Annotated in this window: 18 protein-coding genes; 12 read left to right on the top strand and 6 right to left on the bottom strand. The window is 74.6% G+C overall.

Annotated elements, in window-relative coordinates:
* Positions 1–248: 248 nt before the first annotated feature.
* Positions 249–1,199 carry a diacylglycerol kinase family protein gene (locus tag KPL60_RS26310; RefSeq protein ID WP_226367520.1) on the bottom strand — a complete coding sequence of 317 codons (951 nt, stop codon included), beginning with the start codon at positions 1,197–1,199 and terminating at the stop codon, positions 249–251.
* A gap of 83 nt (positions 1,200–1,282) precedes the next feature.
* Here KPL60_RS26310 and KPL60_RS26305 point away from each other — a divergent pair, with 83 nt between their 5' ends.
* Entirely contained in the window at positions 1,283–1,711 is a 429-nt protein-coding gene (locus KPL60_RS26305) for a hypothetical protein (RefSeq protein WP_226367519.1), read from the top strand.
* Here the strand turns inward: KPL60_RS26305 and KPL60_RS26300 are convergent.
* Complete coding sequence (locus KPL60_RS26300) at positions 1,708–2,208, bottom strand: N-acetyltransferase family protein (RefSeq protein ID WP_374228758.1); 501 nt, start codon at positions 2,206–2,208, stop codon at positions 1,708–1,710. The genes KPL60_RS26305 and KPL60_RS26300 overlap by 4 nt on opposite strands.
* Complete coding sequence (locus KPL60_RS26295; protein WP_226367518.1) at positions 2,205–2,825, bottom strand: histidine phosphatase family protein; 621 nt, start codon at positions 2,823–2,825, stop codon at positions 2,205–2,207. The genes KPL60_RS26300 and KPL60_RS26295 overlap by 4 nt, the downstream gene beginning before the upstream one ends.
* Before the next feature lie 161 nt (positions 2,826–2,986).
* Here KPL60_RS26295 and KPL60_RS26290 point away from each other — a divergent pair, with 161 nt between their 5' ends.
* The 3 genes from KPL60_RS26290 (at position 2,987) to KPL60_RS26280 (ending at position 8,557) form a co-directional block, all read left to right on the top strand.
* Positions 2,987–3,997: a serine protease gene (locus KPL60_RS26290; protein ID WP_226367517.1), complete on the top strand. Its 1,011-nt coding sequence runs from the start codon at positions 2,987–2,989 to the stop codon at positions 3,995–3,997.
* Between the two features lie 281 nt (positions 3,998–4,278).
* On the top strand, positions 4,279–5,460 hold the full coding sequence (locus KPL60_RS26285) for an NADP-dependent malic enzyme (RefSeq protein ID WP_226367516.1): 1,182 nt from the start codon (positions 4,279–4,281) through the stop codon (positions 5,458–5,460).
* Between the two features lie 304 nt (positions 5,461–5,764).
* The gene (locus tag KPL60_RS26280) at positions 5,765–8,557 is read left to right on the top strand and encodes a bifunctional diguanylate cyclase/phosphodiesterase (protein ID WP_226367515.1); all 2,793 of its coding nucleotides are present in this window, start codon (positions 5,765–5,767) and stop codon (positions 8,555–8,557) included.
* Positions 8,558–8,596: 39 nt separating this feature from the next.
* Here KPL60_RS26280 and KPL60_RS26275 read toward each other — a convergent pair whose 3' ends face one another.
* Together KPL60_RS26275 and KPL60_RS26270 are read right to left on the bottom strand one after the other, a co-directional pair.
* Positions 8,597–9,826 (bottom strand): acyl-CoA dehydrogenase family protein, encoded by a 1,230-nt coding sequence (locus KPL60_RS26275; RefSeq protein WP_226367514.1) that lies wholly within the window; start codon positions 9,824–9,826, stop codon positions 8,597–8,599.
* 45 nt (positions 9,827–9,871) lie between these two features.
* A complete protein-coding gene (locus KPL60_RS26270) occupies positions 9,872–10,651 on the bottom strand; it encodes an LLM class F420-dependent oxidoreductase (RefSeq protein ID WP_226349999.1) in 780 nt (259 codons plus the stop codon).
* A gap of 154 nt (positions 10,652–10,805) precedes the next feature.
* Here KPL60_RS26270 and KPL60_RS26265 point away from each other — a divergent pair, with 154 nt between their 5' ends.
* Genes KPL60_RS26265 through KPL60_RS26235 form a run of 7 tightly spaced genes read left to right on the top strand, consistent with a single transcriptional unit; the run spans position 10,806 to position 15,710 of the window.
* On the top strand, positions 10,806–11,888 hold the full coding sequence (locus KPL60_RS26265; protein ID WP_226350000.1) for an ABC transporter ATP-binding protein: 1,083 nt from the start codon (positions 10,806–10,808) through the stop codon (positions 11,886–11,888).
* A gap of 7 nt (positions 11,889–11,895) precedes the next feature.
* Complete coding sequence (locus tag KPL60_RS26260; protein WP_073578561.1) at positions 11,896–12,549, top strand: ABC transporter permease; 654 nt, start codon at positions 11,896–11,898, stop codon at positions 12,547–12,549.
* Entirely contained in the window at positions 12,546–13,265 is a 720-nt protein-coding gene (locus KPL60_RS26255; RefSeq protein WP_226350001.1) for an ABC transporter permease, read from the top strand. Before KPL60_RS26260 ends, KPL60_RS26255 begins: the two co-directional genes overlap by 4 nt.
* A 33-nt stretch (positions 13,266–13,298) precedes the next feature.
* Positions 13,299–14,234, top strand: a complete 936-nt coding sequence (locus tag KPL60_RS26250) for an ABC transporter substrate-binding protein (protein ID WP_226350002.1) — start codon at positions 13,299–13,301, stop codon at positions 14,232–14,234.
* Entirely contained in the window at positions 14,234–15,034 is an 801-nt protein-coding gene (locus tag KPL60_RS26245; protein WP_226350003.1) for an MOSC domain-containing protein, read from the top strand. The genes KPL60_RS26250 and KPL60_RS26245 overlap by 1 nt, the downstream gene beginning before the upstream one ends.
* 29 nt (positions 15,035–15,063) lie before the next feature.
* Positions 15,064–15,315: a type II toxin-antitoxin system VapB family antitoxin gene (locus KPL60_RS26240; protein WP_226350004.1), complete on the top strand. Its 252-nt coding sequence runs from the start codon at positions 15,064–15,066 to the stop codon at positions 15,313–15,315.
* Positions 15,315–15,710 (top strand): type II toxin-antitoxin system VapC family toxin, encoded by a 396-nt coding sequence (locus KPL60_RS26235; protein WP_226350005.1) that lies wholly within the window; start codon positions 15,315–15,317, stop codon positions 15,708–15,710. The genes KPL60_RS26240 and KPL60_RS26235 overlap by 1 nt, the downstream gene beginning before the upstream one ends.
* Before the next feature lie 14 nt (positions 15,711–15,724).
* Here KPL60_RS26235 and KPL60_RS26230 read toward each other — a convergent pair whose 3' ends face one another.
* Entirely contained in the window at positions 15,725–17,092 is a 1,368-nt protein-coding gene (locus KPL60_RS26230; RefSeq protein WP_226367513.1) for an Nramp family divalent metal transporter, read from the bottom strand.
* A gap of 273 nt (positions 17,093–17,365) precedes the next feature.
* Between KPL60_RS26230 and KPL60_RS26225 the strand changes: the two genes are divergently transcribed.
* Positions 17,366–17,626, top strand: coding sequence for a hypothetical protein (locus tag KPL60_RS26225; protein WP_020623160.1), 261 nt, complete (start codon positions 17,366–17,368; stop codon positions 17,624–17,626).

Raw genomic sequence — 17,626 nt, 5'->3', positions numbered from 1 at the left:
CCCGGAATCGGCCACCCGAAAACGATGTCGACCCGGACACCCTCTGAGTGAGGGGTCCGGCCCGGTGGGACGGAACCTCCACGAGCGGCGTTGCTCGTGGCCTCGCTTGCGTAGGGACCACCTTGGATCACGGGTTTGGCCTGGTGTAAGCCCCAACGGGACCGACGGTCCGCTCACATCGGTGAATGGCGCGGTTGCTCACTCCGGCGTGTGAGAGCGCCCGCACGATGCGCGACGAACCGTCCGTCTCACACGACGACGCGTAACGCTCCGGGCACGCTGAGGAATTCCACATCGGTGCGCATTCCGAGGTGGTCGCCGTCGAGCTGGAGAGCGAGAGGCTGTTCCGAAGTGATCCGCACCCGGCCGACGGCGTCGTGCCGGACGATGTGCCGCCCGTGCGGGTCGCCGTCGGCGGCCAGGATCTGGCGCAGGGTCGAGGCGATCGTCCGCGGGCTCAGCCCGGTGAGCGCGAACAGCCCCAGCCCGCTGCCGAACGACGAGCGGGGGTTGGTCCGCACCGCGCGGCCGGACAGGAAGGTCCACGGGTCGGTGTTGGAGACGAACGCCAGCCGCACCCCGGTCAGCGGCGCCGCGTCGGGGAGCTCCACCGTCATCGACGGCGGACGGCGCAGCTGCGCGAGGTACTGGGCGATCGCGGTCACCGCGTAGCGGCCGGGGCTGGCCTCGTGTCCCTGCGCGCGGGCGCGCTCGACCGCGGCCACCACCTCGGCGTCCCAGCCCATGCCGGCGTTGAAGGTGAACCAGCGGTCGTCGGCCCAGCCGAGGCCGACCAGCCGTCGTCGTCGCCGGGCCAGCGCGGTGAGCACGTGCCCGGTCGCCTCGACCGGGTCGCGCGGCATGTCCAGGGCGCGGGCGAACACGTTCGCCGAGCCGCCGGGGACCACCGCGAGGATCGCGGTGGCGTCCGGGTCCGGCCGCGGGGCGCCGCTGCCCGAGCCGGTCTGCGCGGCCAGCAGCCCGTTGACGACCTCGTTGACCGTCCCGTCGCCCCCGAGCGCGACGACGAGCTCGACGCCGTCCGCCACGGCCGCCGCGGTCGCCTCCGCCGCGTGGCCCCGGTAGCGGGTCTGCAGGACGTCGAGCTTCAGCTCGCTGGCCAGGGCCTTGGTCAGCACGTCCCGGCCGGCGGCGGTGGTGGACGTGGCCTGAGGGTTGACCACGAGCAGCGCGCGCACGGGGCGACTGTATCGACCGCGCACCGGCCGGTCCGTCGGCCGCCCGGCGGTGGCGGTCGTGGCGGGCGGCCTATCCTCGGTGGGTGGCCGATGACCGCGACGACCGCCCCGTGACGCGGGAGCGACCGCCGGAGAACGTGCGGGTGGCGGGGGTGCTCGTCGCGGCCGAGGGGCTCGTCGGCGCCGTCCTCGCGGTCGTGCTCGGCGTGCGTGCCCTGGAGGCCGGCGGCGCCCGCCTCTACTACGGACTCGCCGAGGCCGGGATGTTCGTGCTCCTGGCGGCCGCCGTGGCTGGTGTCGGCTACGGGCTGGTCCGCGGGCTGCACGGCTGCCGCACCCCGGCGATCGTCGTGCAGCTGCTGCTGTTCCCGGCCATCTACTACGCGCTGGGCCCCAGCCGCCAGCTGGTGTGGGGCATCGTCTGCGGGCTGTTCGTGCTGTTCACGTTCCTGATGCTGATCAGCGAGCAGTCCCGGCGCTGGTCGATGGGCGACGAGTACCCCGAGGACTAGCGGCCGGCCGCCCCGCCGGTCCGCCGCCCGGCCAGCGCGACGAGCGGGTCGCCGGTGAGCCGGTAGGTGGTCCACCCCTCGTTCGGCACCGCGCCGACGGAGCGGTAGAAGCCGATGGCCGGGGTGTTCCAGTCCAGCACGTTCCACTCCAGGCGCTTCCAGCCGCGCCGGGCCACCTCGGCGGCCAGCTCCGCGAGCAGGGCCGCACCGTGCCCGTCGCCGCGGGCGCCGGGGGTGACGTAGAGGTCCTCCAGGTGGATCCCGGCGACGCCCTCCCAGGTGGAGAAGGTCCGGAACCAGATGGCCGTGCCGACGACCGCGCCGTCGTCGCCGGTGGCCACGAAGGCCCCGGCCGACGGGTCCGGGCCGAACAGCGCGGCGTGCAGCTGGTCCTCGGTCAGCCCGCACTCGTGCGCGGCCTTCTCGTAGTCGGCCAGCTCGTGCACGAGCCGGACCATGACCGGCACGTCGTCGGGGGTGGCCGTAAGGACGCTCACTGGTCCTCCGCGGGGGTGGGGCGCTGGTTGACGTGGTCGAGGCGGGGGACCCCGCGCTCGAACCCCAGCACGCTGACCCCGGCCGGGTCCATGCGGAAGTGCACACCGCCACTCGCGGGCAACCCGATCCAGCGCGCCGTCAGGACCCGGGAGAAGTGGCCGTGCCCCACGAGCACGACGTCGCCGCCGCCGAGCAGGGCGCGTGCGTCGGCGAGCACGGCGTCGGCGCGCGCGGCGACGTCGCCGGGGGTCTCGCCGCCGGGCCACGGCCCGTCCCAGATCGTCCAGCCCGGCAGGGACTCGCGGATCTGCGGCGTGGTCCAGCCCTCGTTGTCGCCGTAGTCCCATTCGGCGAGCCGGTCGTCGACCGCGTCCACGCGCAGCCCGGCCAGCTCGGCGGTGTCCCTCGCGCGCGTGCGCGGGGAACACAGCACCCGGGCGGGCGGGGCGTCGTGGCGGACCAGGGCCAGCGCGTCGCGCACCCGGCGGGCGGCGGCCCGGCCCTCGTCGGTCAGCGGGACGTCGGTGCGGCCGGTGTGCTTGCCGGTGCGCGACCACTCGGTCTCGCCGTGGCGCAGCAGGAGGATCCGTCCGTCCGGATCGGCGTCGGTGCTCACGGGCGGCGACGCTAGTCGCGGACGCTGCGGGACGCTCGCGGTGATCAGGTCACCCGGTCGGGTCGGATCCGGACCCGACCGGGCAGTCCGCCGGGCGCGCCGTACCCGCAGGGTGGCCGGATCGGATGGGATCCGTGGCGGACCACGAGCCGAGGAGCGTCATGTCGTCGCAGTTCTCCCGCCGCCCCGCGCGGCGGCGCATCGCCGGGATCGCCGCCGCGGCCGGCCTCGCGGTCACCGCCGCGCTCACCGTGCCCGCCGCCGCGGGCACCGCCGTGGCCGCCCCGTCCGCCCCGGCGGTGCAGGCCGGGGCGATCGGCCCGGGCGTGCAGATCGCCACCCCGGTCACCGGCGGCGCCGAGCTGTGCACCGCCAACTTCCTCTACACCCCGGCCGCCGGGCAGGACGGGCACCGCGACGAGCCCGGCGGCCGTGGCGCCGAGCACCAGGCCGCCCCGGCCGGGGCGCTCTACCTGGGCGCGGCCGCGCACTGCATGGCGGGCGAGGACGCGATGTCCTCGGTGGACGGCTGCCGCGAGCCGGTCATGCCGGAGGGCATCGAGGTCGGCATCCGCGGCCGCGACGGGAAGAACTACACCGGACGGGTCGCCTACAACTCCTGGGCGGTCATGCAGGACCGCGGCGAGACCGACCCGCAGCTGTGCCTCTACAACGACCTCTCGCTGATCCAGCTGAGCCCGGCGGCCGTCGCCGTCGCCGACCCGACGGTCCCGGGCTTCGGCGGCCCGACCGGGCTCGACACGGACGGCACCGAGCAGGGGGAGAAGGTCTACAGCTTCCAGCCCAACCAGCTCGTGGCGACGCCGTACAAGCAGGGCCTGAGCCTCGGGCAGCCGGAGGGGCCGCGCACGCACGTCGTCTCCACCACACCGCCGGGGGTGCCGGGCGACTCGGGCTCGGGCTACCTCGACGCGCGCGGCCGGGCGTTCGGGCTGCTGTCGAGCCTGATGCTGCCGACCAACACCAACGGGGTCACCGACATCGCCCGGGCACTGGCCTACGCCGAGCGCTACGGCGAGGTCGGCGCCCTGGAGGTCGTCCCCGGCCGGGTCCCGTTCACGCCGGGTGTGCTGCCGCTGACCGAGTTGCCCAGCGGCCCGTCGCTGCCCGCGCTCCCGCTGCCCGACCTCACCCCGGCGCCGCTGCGCTGACCCGGGCACACGGCTCCCGGGACGGGCGTGCGGTGATCCGTACGCCCGTCCTGTGCGGGTGGCCACTCCGGACGCGCCGGGTGACCGGTTCCCGGCGTCCACCCGGTTAGACTCGCCGCCAGATCCGACAGCTCGTCCCGGCTCGGCGCCCCTATCCCGGCGCAGCGCGCGGGATGGCCGTCCGGCACCGCGAGCAGGTCGACGTCAACCCGCGACGCCCGGTGCAACGGCAGGCGCGTCCGTGCGCCGCTCTCGTACCGCACCACCCGTGGAGTCTTCCCATGACGCTCGCCCAGGACCCGACCACCCGTTCCGCCCCCGACCGGCACGAGGTGTTCGGCGCGCACGAGGGCGGCAAGCTCGCGACCGGCCTGACCGCGCCGCTGGCCGACGAGCGCGACCTGTCGATCGCCTACACCCCCGGCGTCGCGGACGTCTGCCGCGCCATCGCCGACGACGCCTCGCTCGCCGCCCGCTACACCTGGGCGCACCGGCTGGTCGCCGTCGTCAGCGACGGCACCGCGGTGCTCGGCCTCGGCGACATCGGGCCGCGCGCGTCGCTGCCGGTGATGGAGGGCAAGTCGGCGCTGTTCAAGTCCTTCGCCGGGCTCGACTCGATCCCGCTGGTCCTCGACACCACCGACGTCGACGAGATCGTGGAGACCCTGGTCCGGCTGCGCCCGACCTTCGGCGCGGTCAACCTCGAGGACGTCGCCGCGCCGCGCTGCTTCGAGCTGGAGCGCCGCCTGGTCGAGGCGCTCGACTGCCCGGTCATGCACGACGACCAGCACGGCACCGCCGTCGTGCTGCTCGCCGCCCTCGACGGTGCCTGCCGGGTGCAGGGCCGCTCGCTGTCGGACCTGCGCATCGTGATCTCCGGGGCCGGTGCGGCGGGCATCGCCTGCGCACGCATCCTGCTGACCGCGGGCGCCTCGGACGTCGTGCTGCTCGACTCGCGCGGGGTCGTCGACGCCGGCCGCGGCGGGGAGAAGGCCGCGCTGGCCGCCGTCACCAACCCGCGCTCTGTCACCGGCGGGATCGCCGAGGCCCTGGCCGGTGCGGACGTGTTCGTCGGGCTCTCCAGCGCCACGCTGCCCGAGGAGCTGTTGGCCACGATGGCCCCGGAGTGCATGGTCTTCGCACTGTCCAACCCCGACCCCGAGGTGCACCCGGACGTCGCGGCCCGGCACGCCGCGATCGTCGCGACCGGCCGCAGCGACTTCCCGAACCAGATCAACAACGTGCTGGCCTTCCCGGGGATCTTCCGCGGCGCGCTGGACGCGCACGCCCGCCGCATCACCGACGACATGAAGGTCGCGGCGGCCCGCGCCATCGCCGACGTCGTCGCCGACGAGCTGTCCCCGCAGAAGATCGTGCCCGGCCCGTTCGACCCGCGGGTGGCCCCGGCCGTCGCCGCGGCGGTGGCCCGCGCCGCGGGCGACGCCGGCGTGACCGCAGGCTGACGAACGACCATAACCCCGGTTACGAAACGTGTGCAACCGGGGTCTGCGCCGAACGGCACGGCTCGCTGTGAGCGGTCGAACACACACGGTCGGATCGGTTGCCACCGCTCGCCGAGCACGTCACACCCTTCACCCTCCGGCGACTACCTGTCACCACCCGTGAGTGACGGGCGGAGCAACGGTGTTGGGCCGAACGGTCTCATCACTCGCTGTATCGGGTGGCTCGATCGGTCTACCCGCCCGGATCGCCCGGCACGGTGGCTCGTTGTTCCCCACGGAGCTGCCGAACGGAACGGAGGCGGGCGTGTCGGAGCAGGAATCGCGGGCGGGACACCGTCCGGGTGCATCGGTCGGGGACCCGGCCGGTGGACGCGCGGAGCAGGCACCGGGTGCCCGCCGCGACAGGGACCGGGACCCCGGTCTCGCCGGTGACCTCGCCCGGGCCTTCGCCGGTCCCGGTGGCACCCCGGCGGGCCGCGCCCGGCCCGGACCCGACGACGAGCCGCTCCTCGACCGTGCGGAGGCCCTGAACCTCGCCGCCGCACCGGACGCCGAGATCTCCGGCGCGGGCTTCGGGGAGCCGCCGTTCGGCAGCGCCCGCCGCCTCCCCGGTGCGCCGCGCCCGGCCGGCCCGGCCCCGTCGGTCGCCGAGGCGTCCCCCGGCCCGGGGACCACCGGGTCCGGGGCCACGGGTGCCGACGGTGCCGACCACTCCGCGGTGCAGCTCCCGCCCTCGCCCGCGATGGTCTGCGACGCCGGGGGCGTCGTCGTCCACACCAACGCCGCGCTCCGCCGCCTCGCCGGCTCCGCCGACCCGACCGGCATGCGGCTCCCGCAGCTGCTCGTCGGCCCGGACTCCGACGCCCGCCTGGTCCGTGCCGACCGCCGCCTGGCCCGGGTCAAGGTCGTCCGCTGGAACCAGCCGGGTGACCGCACCGTCGTGCTGCTCACCCCGTTCCCCGACGCCGCGCCCGCGCCGTCGGACGAGGCCCCCGCGCTCGACCTCGAGCGCGCCACCCGCTCCGGCACCTGGACCTTCGACCTGCAGGCCGGGACGCTGACCCGCAGCGAGGGGCTCGTCGAGCTCTACCGCGCGCTCGGCGTGCGCCCCGACGGCCCCGACGGCCCCATCGAGGGCGAGCAGGTCGAGCGGGTCTGCCGGCTGCTGCGCCGCGGCCCGGACGCCGCGCCGGAGCCCACCACCGCGCACAGCTCGGAGATCCGCCCCGAGGGCGGCGCGGTGCTGTCGTGCCGCACCCGGATCGACCGCACACCCGGCGGTGCCCCGCTGCGCCTGATCGGGACCGTGCAGGACGTGTCCGACCGGCGCCGGGCCGAGTCCCGCGCGCAGCGCTCCGGGCAGCGGTTCGCCGACCTCGTCGCCACCATCACCACCGGCGTCGCGATGCTCGACGGCCGCGGCCGGATCGTCGACGCCAACCCGGCGCTGTGCCAGCTGCTCGACGCCGACCTGGAGACCCTGCGCGGCGTCCCGGCACGCAGCCTGTCCGCCGAGCCCCAGTCCGACGGCCGCGGCGGCCTGCCGGACTGGCTGCGCGACCCGTCGCACCCCGAGCCGACCTACCGGATCGAGTCGCTGCCGCTGCTGCGCGCCGACGGGACCCGGGTCGACTGCGAGGTCGTGGTCAACGCCGCCCCCTCCGACGACGGCCGCCCGTTCTGGCTGCTCGTCGTCACCGACGTGGGGGAGCGCCGCCGCGCCGCCGACGTGCTGCGCGAGGCCGACACCGTCGACCCGCTGACCCGGCTGCCCAACCGGGCCGGGCTGCTGGAGCTCGCCGACCGGCTGCTGGCCGGGCCGGACGCCGACCGGGTCGCCGTGGTCTGCGGCGACGTCGACGACTTCGCCCGCGTCAACACCGGTCTCGGCCACGACGCCGGCGACACCCTGCTCGTCGAGCTGGCCGGGCGGCTGCAGCGCGAGCTGCCGTACCACTGCACGGCCGGGCGGCTGTCGGCCGACGAGTTCGCGGTGGTCTGCGCCGACGTCGACGAGGTCGGCGGACCGCAGGCGCTCGCCGCCGTCGTCGCCGGGCTGCTGCGCGGCGACGTCACCGTGGCCGGCAGGCCGATCACGCTGACCGCCTCGGTCGGCGTCGCCGGGCGGGACGCCGCCGTGGCCGGCCCGCAGGCCGACGCCCGCGGCCCCCGCGGCGACGACCTGCTGCGCTCGGCCGAGGTCGCGGTGCGCGAGGCCAAGCAGCGCGGACGCGGCACGGTCGCCGTCGCCGACCGGGGCGCCGTCGCCCCGGCGCGCCGCCAGCTGGAGCTGGAGGCCGAGCTGCGCGCCGCGATCGAGGGCGACGCGCTGCGCCTGGAGTACCAGCCGGTCGTCGCGCCGGACGGCACCGTGCTGTCCGCCGAGGCGCTGCTGCGCTGGTCGCACCCGGTGCACGGCGAGGTCTCGCCCGGCGAGTTCCTGCCGGTCGCCCAGCGCGGCGGCCTGCAGCGCGACCTGGACCTGTGGGTGCTGCGCACCGCGGCCACCGAGGCCGCGACCTGGCCCCGTGCCGGGCAGGCCGTCGCCGTCGCGGTGAACCTGGCCGGGCTGCTGCCGGCCGACCCGTCGTTCCTTGCCGACGTCACCGCGATCGTCGAGGGCGCCGGGCTGCCGTGGAACCAGCTGGTGCTCGAGCTCGTCGAGACCAGCCTGGTCGCGCTGCCGCGCCCCGCGCTGGACGCGATGAGCGAGCTCGTGCACCGCGGCGTCCGCTTCGCCGTCGACGACTTCGGCACCGGCTACTCGTCGCTGGCCCGGCTCAAGGAGCTCCCGGCGCAGACGGTCAAGGTCGACCGCGCCTTCGTCACCGGCGTCGGCACCGACCCGGCCGACTTCGCGCTCGCCCGCGCCGTCGTCGAGGTCGCGCGCGCGATGGGCCGCAAGACCGTCGCCGAGGGCGTCGAGACCGCCGAGCAGTTCCACGTCCTGCGCGGGCTCGGGGTCGACGCGTTCCAGGGCTGGCTGTTCGCCCGCTCGCTGCGCCCCGACGACCTGCACCGCGTGCTGCGCGGCGGCGGCCTGCCCACCCCGGCGACGAGCGCGACCCCGCCCGACGGGACCCCGGGCGCCTGGTGAGCCGGTCGCGCCCGCCCACCGCGGGCGCGACCGCCGTCGTCACCGCACGAACGCGCTCTGCCCGGTGATCGCCTTCCCGACGATCAGCGTGTTCATCTCCCGGGTGCCCTCGAAGGAGAACATCGCCTCGGCGTCGGCGAAGTACTTCGCGATCCGGTTCTCCAGCACCACCCCGTTGCCGCCGACGAGCTGACGCCCGAGCGCGACGGTCTCCCGCATCCGGGTCGCGCAGAACTCCTTCACCAGCGACGAGTGCGCGTCCGACCCGCGCCCGGAGTCGAGCAGCTGGGCGTTGCGCACCGCCATCCCCAGCGAGGCGCTCACGTTGCCGAGCATCCGCACCAGCAGGTCCTGCATCAGCTGGAACCCGCCGATCGGGCGGCCGAACTGCTCCCGCTGGGCGGCGTAGGACAGCGCCAGCTCGTAGGCGGCCATCTGCACCCCGACCGCGCCCCAGGCGGCGTTGGCCCGGGTGCGCTGTAGGACCAGTCCGGCGTCGCGGAAGGTGCCCGAGCCGCCGGAGAGCCGGTGCGACTCCGGCACCCGGACCTGGTCGAGCAGGATGTCGGCGTTCTGCACGATCCGCAGCGATTGCTTGCCCTCGATCTTCGTGACCGTCATGCCCGCCGACGGCGAGGGCACGACGAAACCGCGCACCGCGCCGTCGGCGTCCGGGTCGGTGTCCCGGGCCCACACGATGACCAGATCGGCGAAGGTGGCGTTGCCGATCCAGCGCTTCTCGCCGTCGAGGACCCACTCGTCGCCGTCGCGGGTGGCGGTGGTCTCCATGCCACCGGCCACGTCGGACCCGCCGTGCGGCTCGGTCAGCCCGAACGCGCCGATCGAGTCCATCCGGGCCATCGCGGGCAGCCAGCGCTCGCGCTGCTCGGGGGTGCCGCCGGCGTGGATCGAGCCCATCGCGAGGCCCGTGTGGACGCCGTAGAAGCTGTTGACCGACGGGTCGACCCGGGAGATCTCCGCGTGCAGGAACCCCAGGAACAGCCGCGACGCCGGCGGGTCGGCGTAGCCCGCCCCCGCGAGGTCGAGGCCCGCGAAGCCCTTGACCAGCTGCATCGGGAACTCGGCGCGGTCCCAGGCCTCCAGCACGACGGGGGCGACCTCGGCGCGCAGGAACTCCCGCACCCGGCGCAGGTCGGCGCGCTCGGCGTCGGTGAGCAGGTCGGCGTAGTGGAACCAGTCCGCGACGTGCGGGTGGTCCGGGTCGAGGTCCAGCTCGGGACGCGGCAGACGCGTGGGCTCCTTCGGCATGGCCCCACTGTTGCGCCGCGGCGCACCGGCCGCACGGCAGAGCGCCTACCGCAGGGCCTGCAGCAACGCCGCGCCGGCCGTCGTATCCCCGACCGGGCTGAGCACCACGTGGTCGGCGCCCGCGGCCCGGTGCTCGGCGACCCGGGCGGCGATGTCCTCGACGCCGCCGCGGGCGGAGACGGCGTCGAGCAGCCGGTCGGCGCGGGCGTCGACCTCGGCCTCGGCGAACCCCAGCCCGCGGACGGCGGCGCGGTAGCCGGGCACGCCGAGCAGGAACCCGGCCAGCTCGCGCAGGCCGGTCCGGTCGGTCCCGAGGACGGTCGGCAGCATCACCGCGAGCAGCCGGTCCGGGCCCAGCGCCGCCCGCGCCCGCGCGGTGTGCTCGGGGGTGACCAGCAGCGTCACCGCCCCGGCGCAGCGGGTGCGGGCGAGGTCGAGCTTGCGCGGTCCGAGCGCGGCCAGCAGCCGCTCCGACGCGGGCAGCCCGAGTGCGTCGAGCTCGTCGAGGTGGCGGTGCAGCGCGTCCAGCGCCCGCGGCTGCTGGGGCGCCCCCAGTCCGGTCAGGTAGCGGCCGGGGTGACGGCGGGCCGCGTCGGCGTGCACCGCGGCGACGGCCGCCGCCGGGTACAGCCCGGTCGGCACGATCCCCGGGACGACGGCGGCGGCCCGGGTGCCGTCGAGCAGCGCGGTCAGCCGGTCGAGCCGGTCGATCGCGCCCCCGGCGAGCCACAGGGTGCGGGCACCGGCGTCCTCCAGGGCCGCGGCGTCGGCGGGAGCGGGTCCGGTGGCGACGCCGAGCGGGCCCAGTGCAGTGGTCAGGGTCATGTCCGCAGCGTCGGTGCTGAACCGGACTGCAGGTCAAGCGCGACGGGGTGCCGGTGACCTGCGGCCGACCGCTCGCCCGTCGCGCACGACCGGGTTAGTGTGCTGCGACCAAGCGGGGAGCAGGGGTCCCGCGCGACGGCAGGGGGAACCGCCGATGATCGAGTTCCGGGGCGTCACGAAGCGCTTCCCGGACGGGACGGTCGCGGTCGACGAGCTCGACCTCGTCGCCGAGCAGGGGCGGATCACGGTCTTCGTGGGCCCGTCCGGCTGCGGCAAGACGACCTCCCTCCGCATGATCAACAGAATGATCGAGCCGACCGGCGGCGAGCTGCGCGTCGACGGGCGCGACGTGCTGTCCGCCGACCCGGCCGAGCTGCGCCGGGGCATCGGCTACGTCATCCAGCAGGCCGGGCTGTTCCCGCACCGCACGATCGTCGACAACATCGCGACCGTGCCGATGCTCGTCGGGAGCAGCAAGAAGGCCGCGCGGGACCGGGCGATGGAGCTGATGGAGATCGTCGGCCTCGACACCTCGATGGCCAAGCGCTACCCGGCGCAGCTGTCCGGCGGCCAGCAGCAGCGCGTCGGCGTGGCCCGCGCGCTCGCCGCCGACCCGCCCGTGCTGCTGATGGACGAGCCGTTCTCCGCGGTGGACCCGATCGTCCGGGAGAGCCTGCAGGAGGAGCTGCTGCGGCTGCAGTCCGAGCTCGGCAAGACCATCGTGTTCGTCACCCACGACATCGACGAGGCCATCAAGCTCGGCGACAAGGTCGCGGTGTTCCGGGTCGGCGGCAAGCTCGCCCAGTACGACGAGCCGGGCGTGCTGCTGTCCCGCCCGGTCGACGGTTTCGTCGACAACTTCGTCGGCCGCGACCGCGGCTACCGGGGCCTGGGCTTCCTGTCCTCGGACACCATCCCGATCGGGTCGCTGCCGGTGCTCTCGGTCGGCGACCCCCTCCCCGACGACGGCTGGTCGGTCGTCGTCGACGGCTCCGCCCGGCCGCTGGGCTGGGTCGAGGCCGGTGAGGGCCGGGTGACCGAGGAGGCCATCGTCCCGGGCGGGTCGCTCTACGCCGTCGAGTCGGGCTCGCTGCGCGGCGCGCTCGACGCGGCGCTGTCCTCACCGTCCGGTCAGGGTGTCGCCGTCGACGCCGACGGCCGGGTCGCCGGCTCGGTCACCGCCGACTCGGTGCTCGAGGCGCTGCCCGCGGCCCGCGACTCGCACAACGCCGCCTGAGGCCGCCGTGACCTGGGTGTTCGACAACCTCGACTCCGTGCTCGACGCGCTCGCCGAGCACGTCGTGTACGCCCTGATCCCGGTGCTGCTCGGGCTGGTGTTCGCGATCCCGCTGGGCTGGGTCGCCAACCGCAACGCGACGCTGCGCACGATCATGACCAACGCCGCCGGCCTGCTCTACACGGTCCCGTCGCTGGCGCTGTTCGTGTTCATGCCGCCGCTGCTCGGCACCCAGATCCTCGATCCGGTCAACGTGATCGTCGCGCTGACGGTCTACACCGTCGCGTTGCTCGTGCGGACCGTGTCCGACGCGCTGTCCGCGGTGCCGGGCCACGTCGTCGACGCCGCGAACGCGATGGGCTACACCCCGGTCCGGCGTTTCGTCGGCGTCGAGCTGCCGCTCGCCGTGCCGGTGATCGTGGCCGGCCTGCGGGTCGCCGCGGTGTCCACGATCAGCCTGGTCACGGTGGGTGCGGTGATCGGCTTCGGCGGGCTCGGCCTGCTGTTCACCGAGGGCTTCAACCGCAGCAACGACGCCCAGATCGTCTCCGGCATCGTGCTGGTGCTGCTGCTCGCGCTCGTCGTCGACTCGGCCCTGCTGCTCGGCGGCAGGCTGCTCACCCCCTGGCAGCGGGCCCGTACCGGGAAGGCGGGGGCATGACCTACTTCGGCTGGCTGTTCGACGGCGCGAACTGGGAGGGGCCGACCGGCATCCTCGCCCGGCTCGCCGAACACCTCGGCTACACCGCCCTGACCCTGCTGGTCGCGGTGCTGATCGCGGTGCCCCTGGGCGCCTGGATCGGGCACACCGGCCGCGGCGGCTTCCTCGTCGTCGGCCTGGCGAACGGGCTGCGCGCCCTGCCCACCCTGGGCCTGCTGGTGCTGATCACCACGCTGGTCGGGCTGTCGCTGATCGGCCCGATCATCACCCTCATCGTGCTGGCGGTGCCCGCGGTGCTCGCCGGCACCTACGCCGGCATCCGCAACGTCGACCCGGCCGTCGTCGACGCCGCCACCGGGATGGGCATGCGCGGGCCCGAGGTGCTGTGGAAGGTCGAGCTCCCCAACGCGCTGCCGCTGATCATCGGCGGGCTGCGCAGCGCGACCCTGCAGGTCATCGCGACCGCGACCATCGCCGCCTACGTCTCGCTCGGCGGGCTCGGCCGGTTCATCATCGACGGCCTCGGCCAGCGCGACTTCGGCATGATGATCGGTGGCTCGATCCTGGTCGCCCTGCTCGCGATCGTCGCCGACCTGCTCCTGGGCGGGCTGCAGAAGCTGATCGTCTCGCCCGGCCTGCAGGCCACCGGCCGGACCGCGCCGCGCCGGCTGCGCGTGGTGCCCACCCGTCCCGAACCCGTCCGCGAAGCGGCCTGACCCACCCCGCACGTCCCCGAGAGGACACCCACCATGAGACGCACCCGTCTGCTGACCGCCGTCGCCGCGACGGTGACCGCCGCGTTCGCGCTGACCGCCTGCGGTGGGGGCTCCGACCCCCTCGCCGGGGGCGGGCAGTCCGGCAGCAGCGACCAGAGCACCGTCGTCGTCGGCGCCGCGAACTTCACCGAGAGCCAGATCCTGTCCTCGGTGTTCGCCCAGGCGCTGCAGGCCAAGGGCGTCACGGTCGAGACCCGGCCGCCGATCGGGTCCCGTGAGGCCTACGTGCCGGCGCTCAAGGACGGCTCGATCGACCTGATCCCGGACTACAGCGGCACGCTGCTGCAGTACCTCGACAAGAGCGCCGCGCAGACCCAGCCGGACGAGGTCTACACCGCGCTGCAGTCGACGCTGGAGAAGGCGGCGCCCACCCTGACCGTCCTGAACCGGGCCGAGGCCGAGGACAAGGACGCCGTCGTCGTCACGAAGGAGACCGCGCAGCGGCTGAACGCGACCTCCATCGCCGACATCGCGTCGCGCTGCGGTGAGCTCGTGTTCGGCGGCCCGCCGGAGTTCCAGACCCGTCCCGACGGCATCCCCGGCATCCAGAAGACCTACAACTGCTCGTTCAAGTCCTACCGCTCGCTCGACGCCGGCGGCCCGCTGACCGTCGCGGCGCTGAAGAACGGCGACGTGCAGGCCGCGGACCTGTTCACCACCGACGCGGCGATCCCGGAGAACGACTTCGTGGTCCTCACCGACCCGAAGAACAACTTCGCCGCGCAGAACGTCGTGCCGCTGATCAACAAGGAGAAGGCGACCCCGCAGGTCACCGAGATCCTGAACGCGGTCTCGGCGAAGCTCACCACGCAGGAGCTGCTCGGCCTGAACGAGGCCGCGGCCGCGCCGGACAAGCCGTCGGTCGACACCGTGGCGAAGAACTGGCTGACCGCACAGGGCCTGCTCTGATGACCGGCGAGGTCCTGTCCCTGCACCGCTACCCCGTGAAGTCGATGCTGGGGGAGGACCTCGCCGCCCTCGAGCTCGACACGCACGGCGTCGTCGGCGACCGGGCGCTCGCCCTGACCGACCCGGACACCGGCCGGGTCGCGACGGCCAAGCAGCCCCGGCACTGGCGACGCCTGCTGACGTGCACCTCCGCGGGCGTCGGCGACGACGTGCGGGTCACGCTGCCCGACGGCCGCACCGTCGACGCCGGGCAGGCCGCCGGGCCGCTCGCCGAGCTGCTCGGCCGGCCCGTGGTCGTCGCCCAGCAGCGGGCCGACGGCGCCGTCGTCGAGCGGCCGGACCCCGAGGACGTCCTCGCCCACGGCCTGGACGCGGAGGTCGACGCGCCGACCCTGGAGATCGCCCAGGGCGCTCCCGGCGGGCGGTTCGTCGACCACTCGCCGGTGCACCTGATCACCACCGCGACGCTGGACGCGCTCGGCGTCGAGGCGCTGCGTTACCGGCCCAACGTCGTCGTCGCGACGCCGCCGGGCACCGAGCCGTTCGTGGAGAACGGCTGGCTCGGGCGCCGGCTCACCCTCGGCGACGTCGTACTGGTCCCGACCCTGCCGACCCCGCGCTGTTCCGTGCCGACGCTGGAGCACGGCGACCTGCCCCGCGCCCCGCACGCGCTGCGCGGTCCGGCCGACCGCAACCGCGTCGAGGTCGAGGGCTTCGGGGTGCTGCCCTGCGCGGGGCTCTACGCCCGCGTCGAGCACACCGGCACTCTGCGCCTCGGGGACCGGGTCGAGGTCTCCTGAATCTTTATGATCAGGAGTATTCTTTACCGGTGTTGAACATCAAGGACGCCGAGGCGGACCGGCTTGCCCGTGAGCTCGCGTCCGAGACCGGGGAGTCGATCACCCAGGCCGTGGCTGTCGCGGTCCGTGAGCGGCTGGAACGCATCCGGGGGCGCGGCGCGTCGGTCGGTCTCGCCGAGGAGATCGACGCGATCGCCCGCCGTTCGGCCGCGCTGCCCGAGCTCGACCGACGGACGTCGGAGGAGGTCCTCGGGTACGACGACGACGGGCTCCCCACCTGATGGTGATCGACACGTCCGCCCTGGTGGCGATCCTCTTCGACGAGCCCCCGCGCCCGGCGCTCGCCCGGGCGATCGAGGCGGACCCGGTCCGGCTCGTGTCGGCGGCGACGGTCCTGGAGGCGGCGATGGTCGTGGAGTCGCGTCGCGGTGACGCGGCCGGCCGGGAGCTCGACATCCTGCTGCACCGTGCGCAGGTCCGGACCGTCGACGTCGGCGAGCGGCACGCCGAGCTGGCGCGGTCGGTGTGGCGCCGCTACGGCAAGGGGCGCCACCCCGCCGGCCTGAACTACGGCGACTGCTTCTCCGCGGCACTGGCCCTCGCGAGCGGGGAGCCGCTGCTGTTCGTCGGCGACGACTTCGCCCGGACCGACATCCCGTCGGTCGCCCTGTCCTGACGTGCCCGCCCCGGTCAGGTCAGGCGCGAGTACACGTCGGTGACCAGCAGGACCGCGAACAGCACCGACGAGATCCCCAGGACCGCGTTGGACAGCCAGCGCGAGCGCGCCTCGCGGGCCACCATCGAGGTGTTCAGCAGCAGGAGCAGCGTCACCGCCAGGAACGGCATGAAGAACGAGCCCAGCACCCCGTAGACCAGGGTCAGCGCGAACGGCCGCCCGATCAGCAGCAGGGCCATCGGCGGGAACGTCAGCCACAGCAGGTACCCGCGGAAGGGTAGCGAGCGCTCGGCGCGGGCGGCCTCGTAGGCCCCGGCCCGCCCGGGCCCGTCGCCGCGGTCCCCGGCCTCGGTGCCCGGTTCCTCGCCGGGTACCACCGCGTCGACCTCGTCCGGCCCGATCGCGGCCTTCTTCCCGTGCGGCAGCCGGATCGCCCGCACCCAGTCGGTGAACAGCAGCGACACGCCGTTCCACACGCCGAGCAGCGAGGTGAAGGTGACCGACAGGAAGCCGACGAGGAACAGGATCCGCACCGGCTCCCCGTAGAGGGCACCGAGCCGGTCGGCGAGGGTGAGCAGCCCGCTGTCGGACTCGGTGAGGTTCTCCCCGAGCAGGATCGTGGACCCGACGACGAGCATCGAGACCACGAAGATGCCGGTCATGATGTAGCCGGTCGCGTTGTCCAGCCGCATCATCGACAGCCACTTCGGGCCCTTCCAGCCCTTCGCGAACAGCCAGTAGCCGTAGGCGGCCATGGTGATCGTCCCGCCGACGCCGCCGATCAGGCCGAGCACGTAGACCGTGGACCCCTCGGGCAGCCGCGGGACGAGGCCGTTCGCCAGCGCGGGCAGGTCCGGGCCGACCAGGATCGCGACGAACACGACCGTCGCGAACTTGATCAGCACGAGCACCGTCATGAACTTCTCGAACGCGTGGTAGCGCTGCACCCACACCAGCGCCAGCCCGACGACGCCCGCGATCGCCGCCCACCCGCCGACCGGCAGCCCGCCGAACAGCGCGTTCAGCGGCAGCCCGACCGCCGACATCGCGGTGGCGCCGTAGACGAAGCCCCACACCACGATGTAGACGCCGAAGAAGCCGGTCGCCCAGTAGCCCAGCCGCCGCCAGCCGTCGAGCATGGTCGCGCCGGAGCCGAGGTGCCAGCGTCCGACGGCCTCGCCGAGCGCGAGCTTGACCAGGGTCCCGACGACGGCGGCCCACAGCAGCACCGTCCCGAACGACGCCCCCGCCACCATCGTCGCGACGAGGTCGCCCGCGCCGACGCCGGTCGCCGCGGCGAGCAGGCCCGGCCCGATCGAGCGGATCTTCCGCGCGCCGGTGGGGGGTTCGAGGAAGTCCGTCTGCGGACCGGGGGAGGCCATCGTCACAGTCTCCGATCACGGCGTCGTGGGAGGGATCGCGCGGGTTCGCCGAGCACGCTAGGCGAGCGGGGCGGTGCATTCCAGCGCGGAAGGGTCACGAACGGACGTATCGGACCCCCCGATCGCGGCGACGGGCTACGACACACGGCGCACCCCGCCGTTGCAGGCGGTGCACGCCCGGCGCACCATGAACGGGTACCGGGACCGGCCGATAGATTGGCCGCGGCGTCGGCCGGGTCACGGTCGCCGCACGCGCACGCACGGAGGGTGGGCATGGCGAACATCGACGAGATCCGGGCCGGGATCGGGCGGGCCAACCAGCAGGCCACCGAGAGCCTCGGCGCGCTGCGGCACGCCCGCCAGGCCATCGAGGAGGCCGGCGCCGCGTTCTCGCAGAACATCTACGGCACCGCCCAGAACGACGCCGACGACGCCCGCGCCCGCTTCGCCGCCGCGTCGGAGAAGATCGACGAGGTCGAGCAGGCCCTGCACATCGCCATGCAGTCCGCCGACGACGTCGCCTCGCGGCTCTGA

Origin of the sequence: Pseudonocardia sp. ICBG162, from assembly GCF_020496225.1 — a bacterium.
GTDB lineage: Bacteria > Actinomycetota > Actinomycetes > Mycobacteriales > Pseudonocardiaceae > Pseudonocardia > Pseudonocardia alni.
Note: the sequence above shows the minus strand (reverse complement) of the source record. Positions and strands in the feature narration are given on the sequence as shown.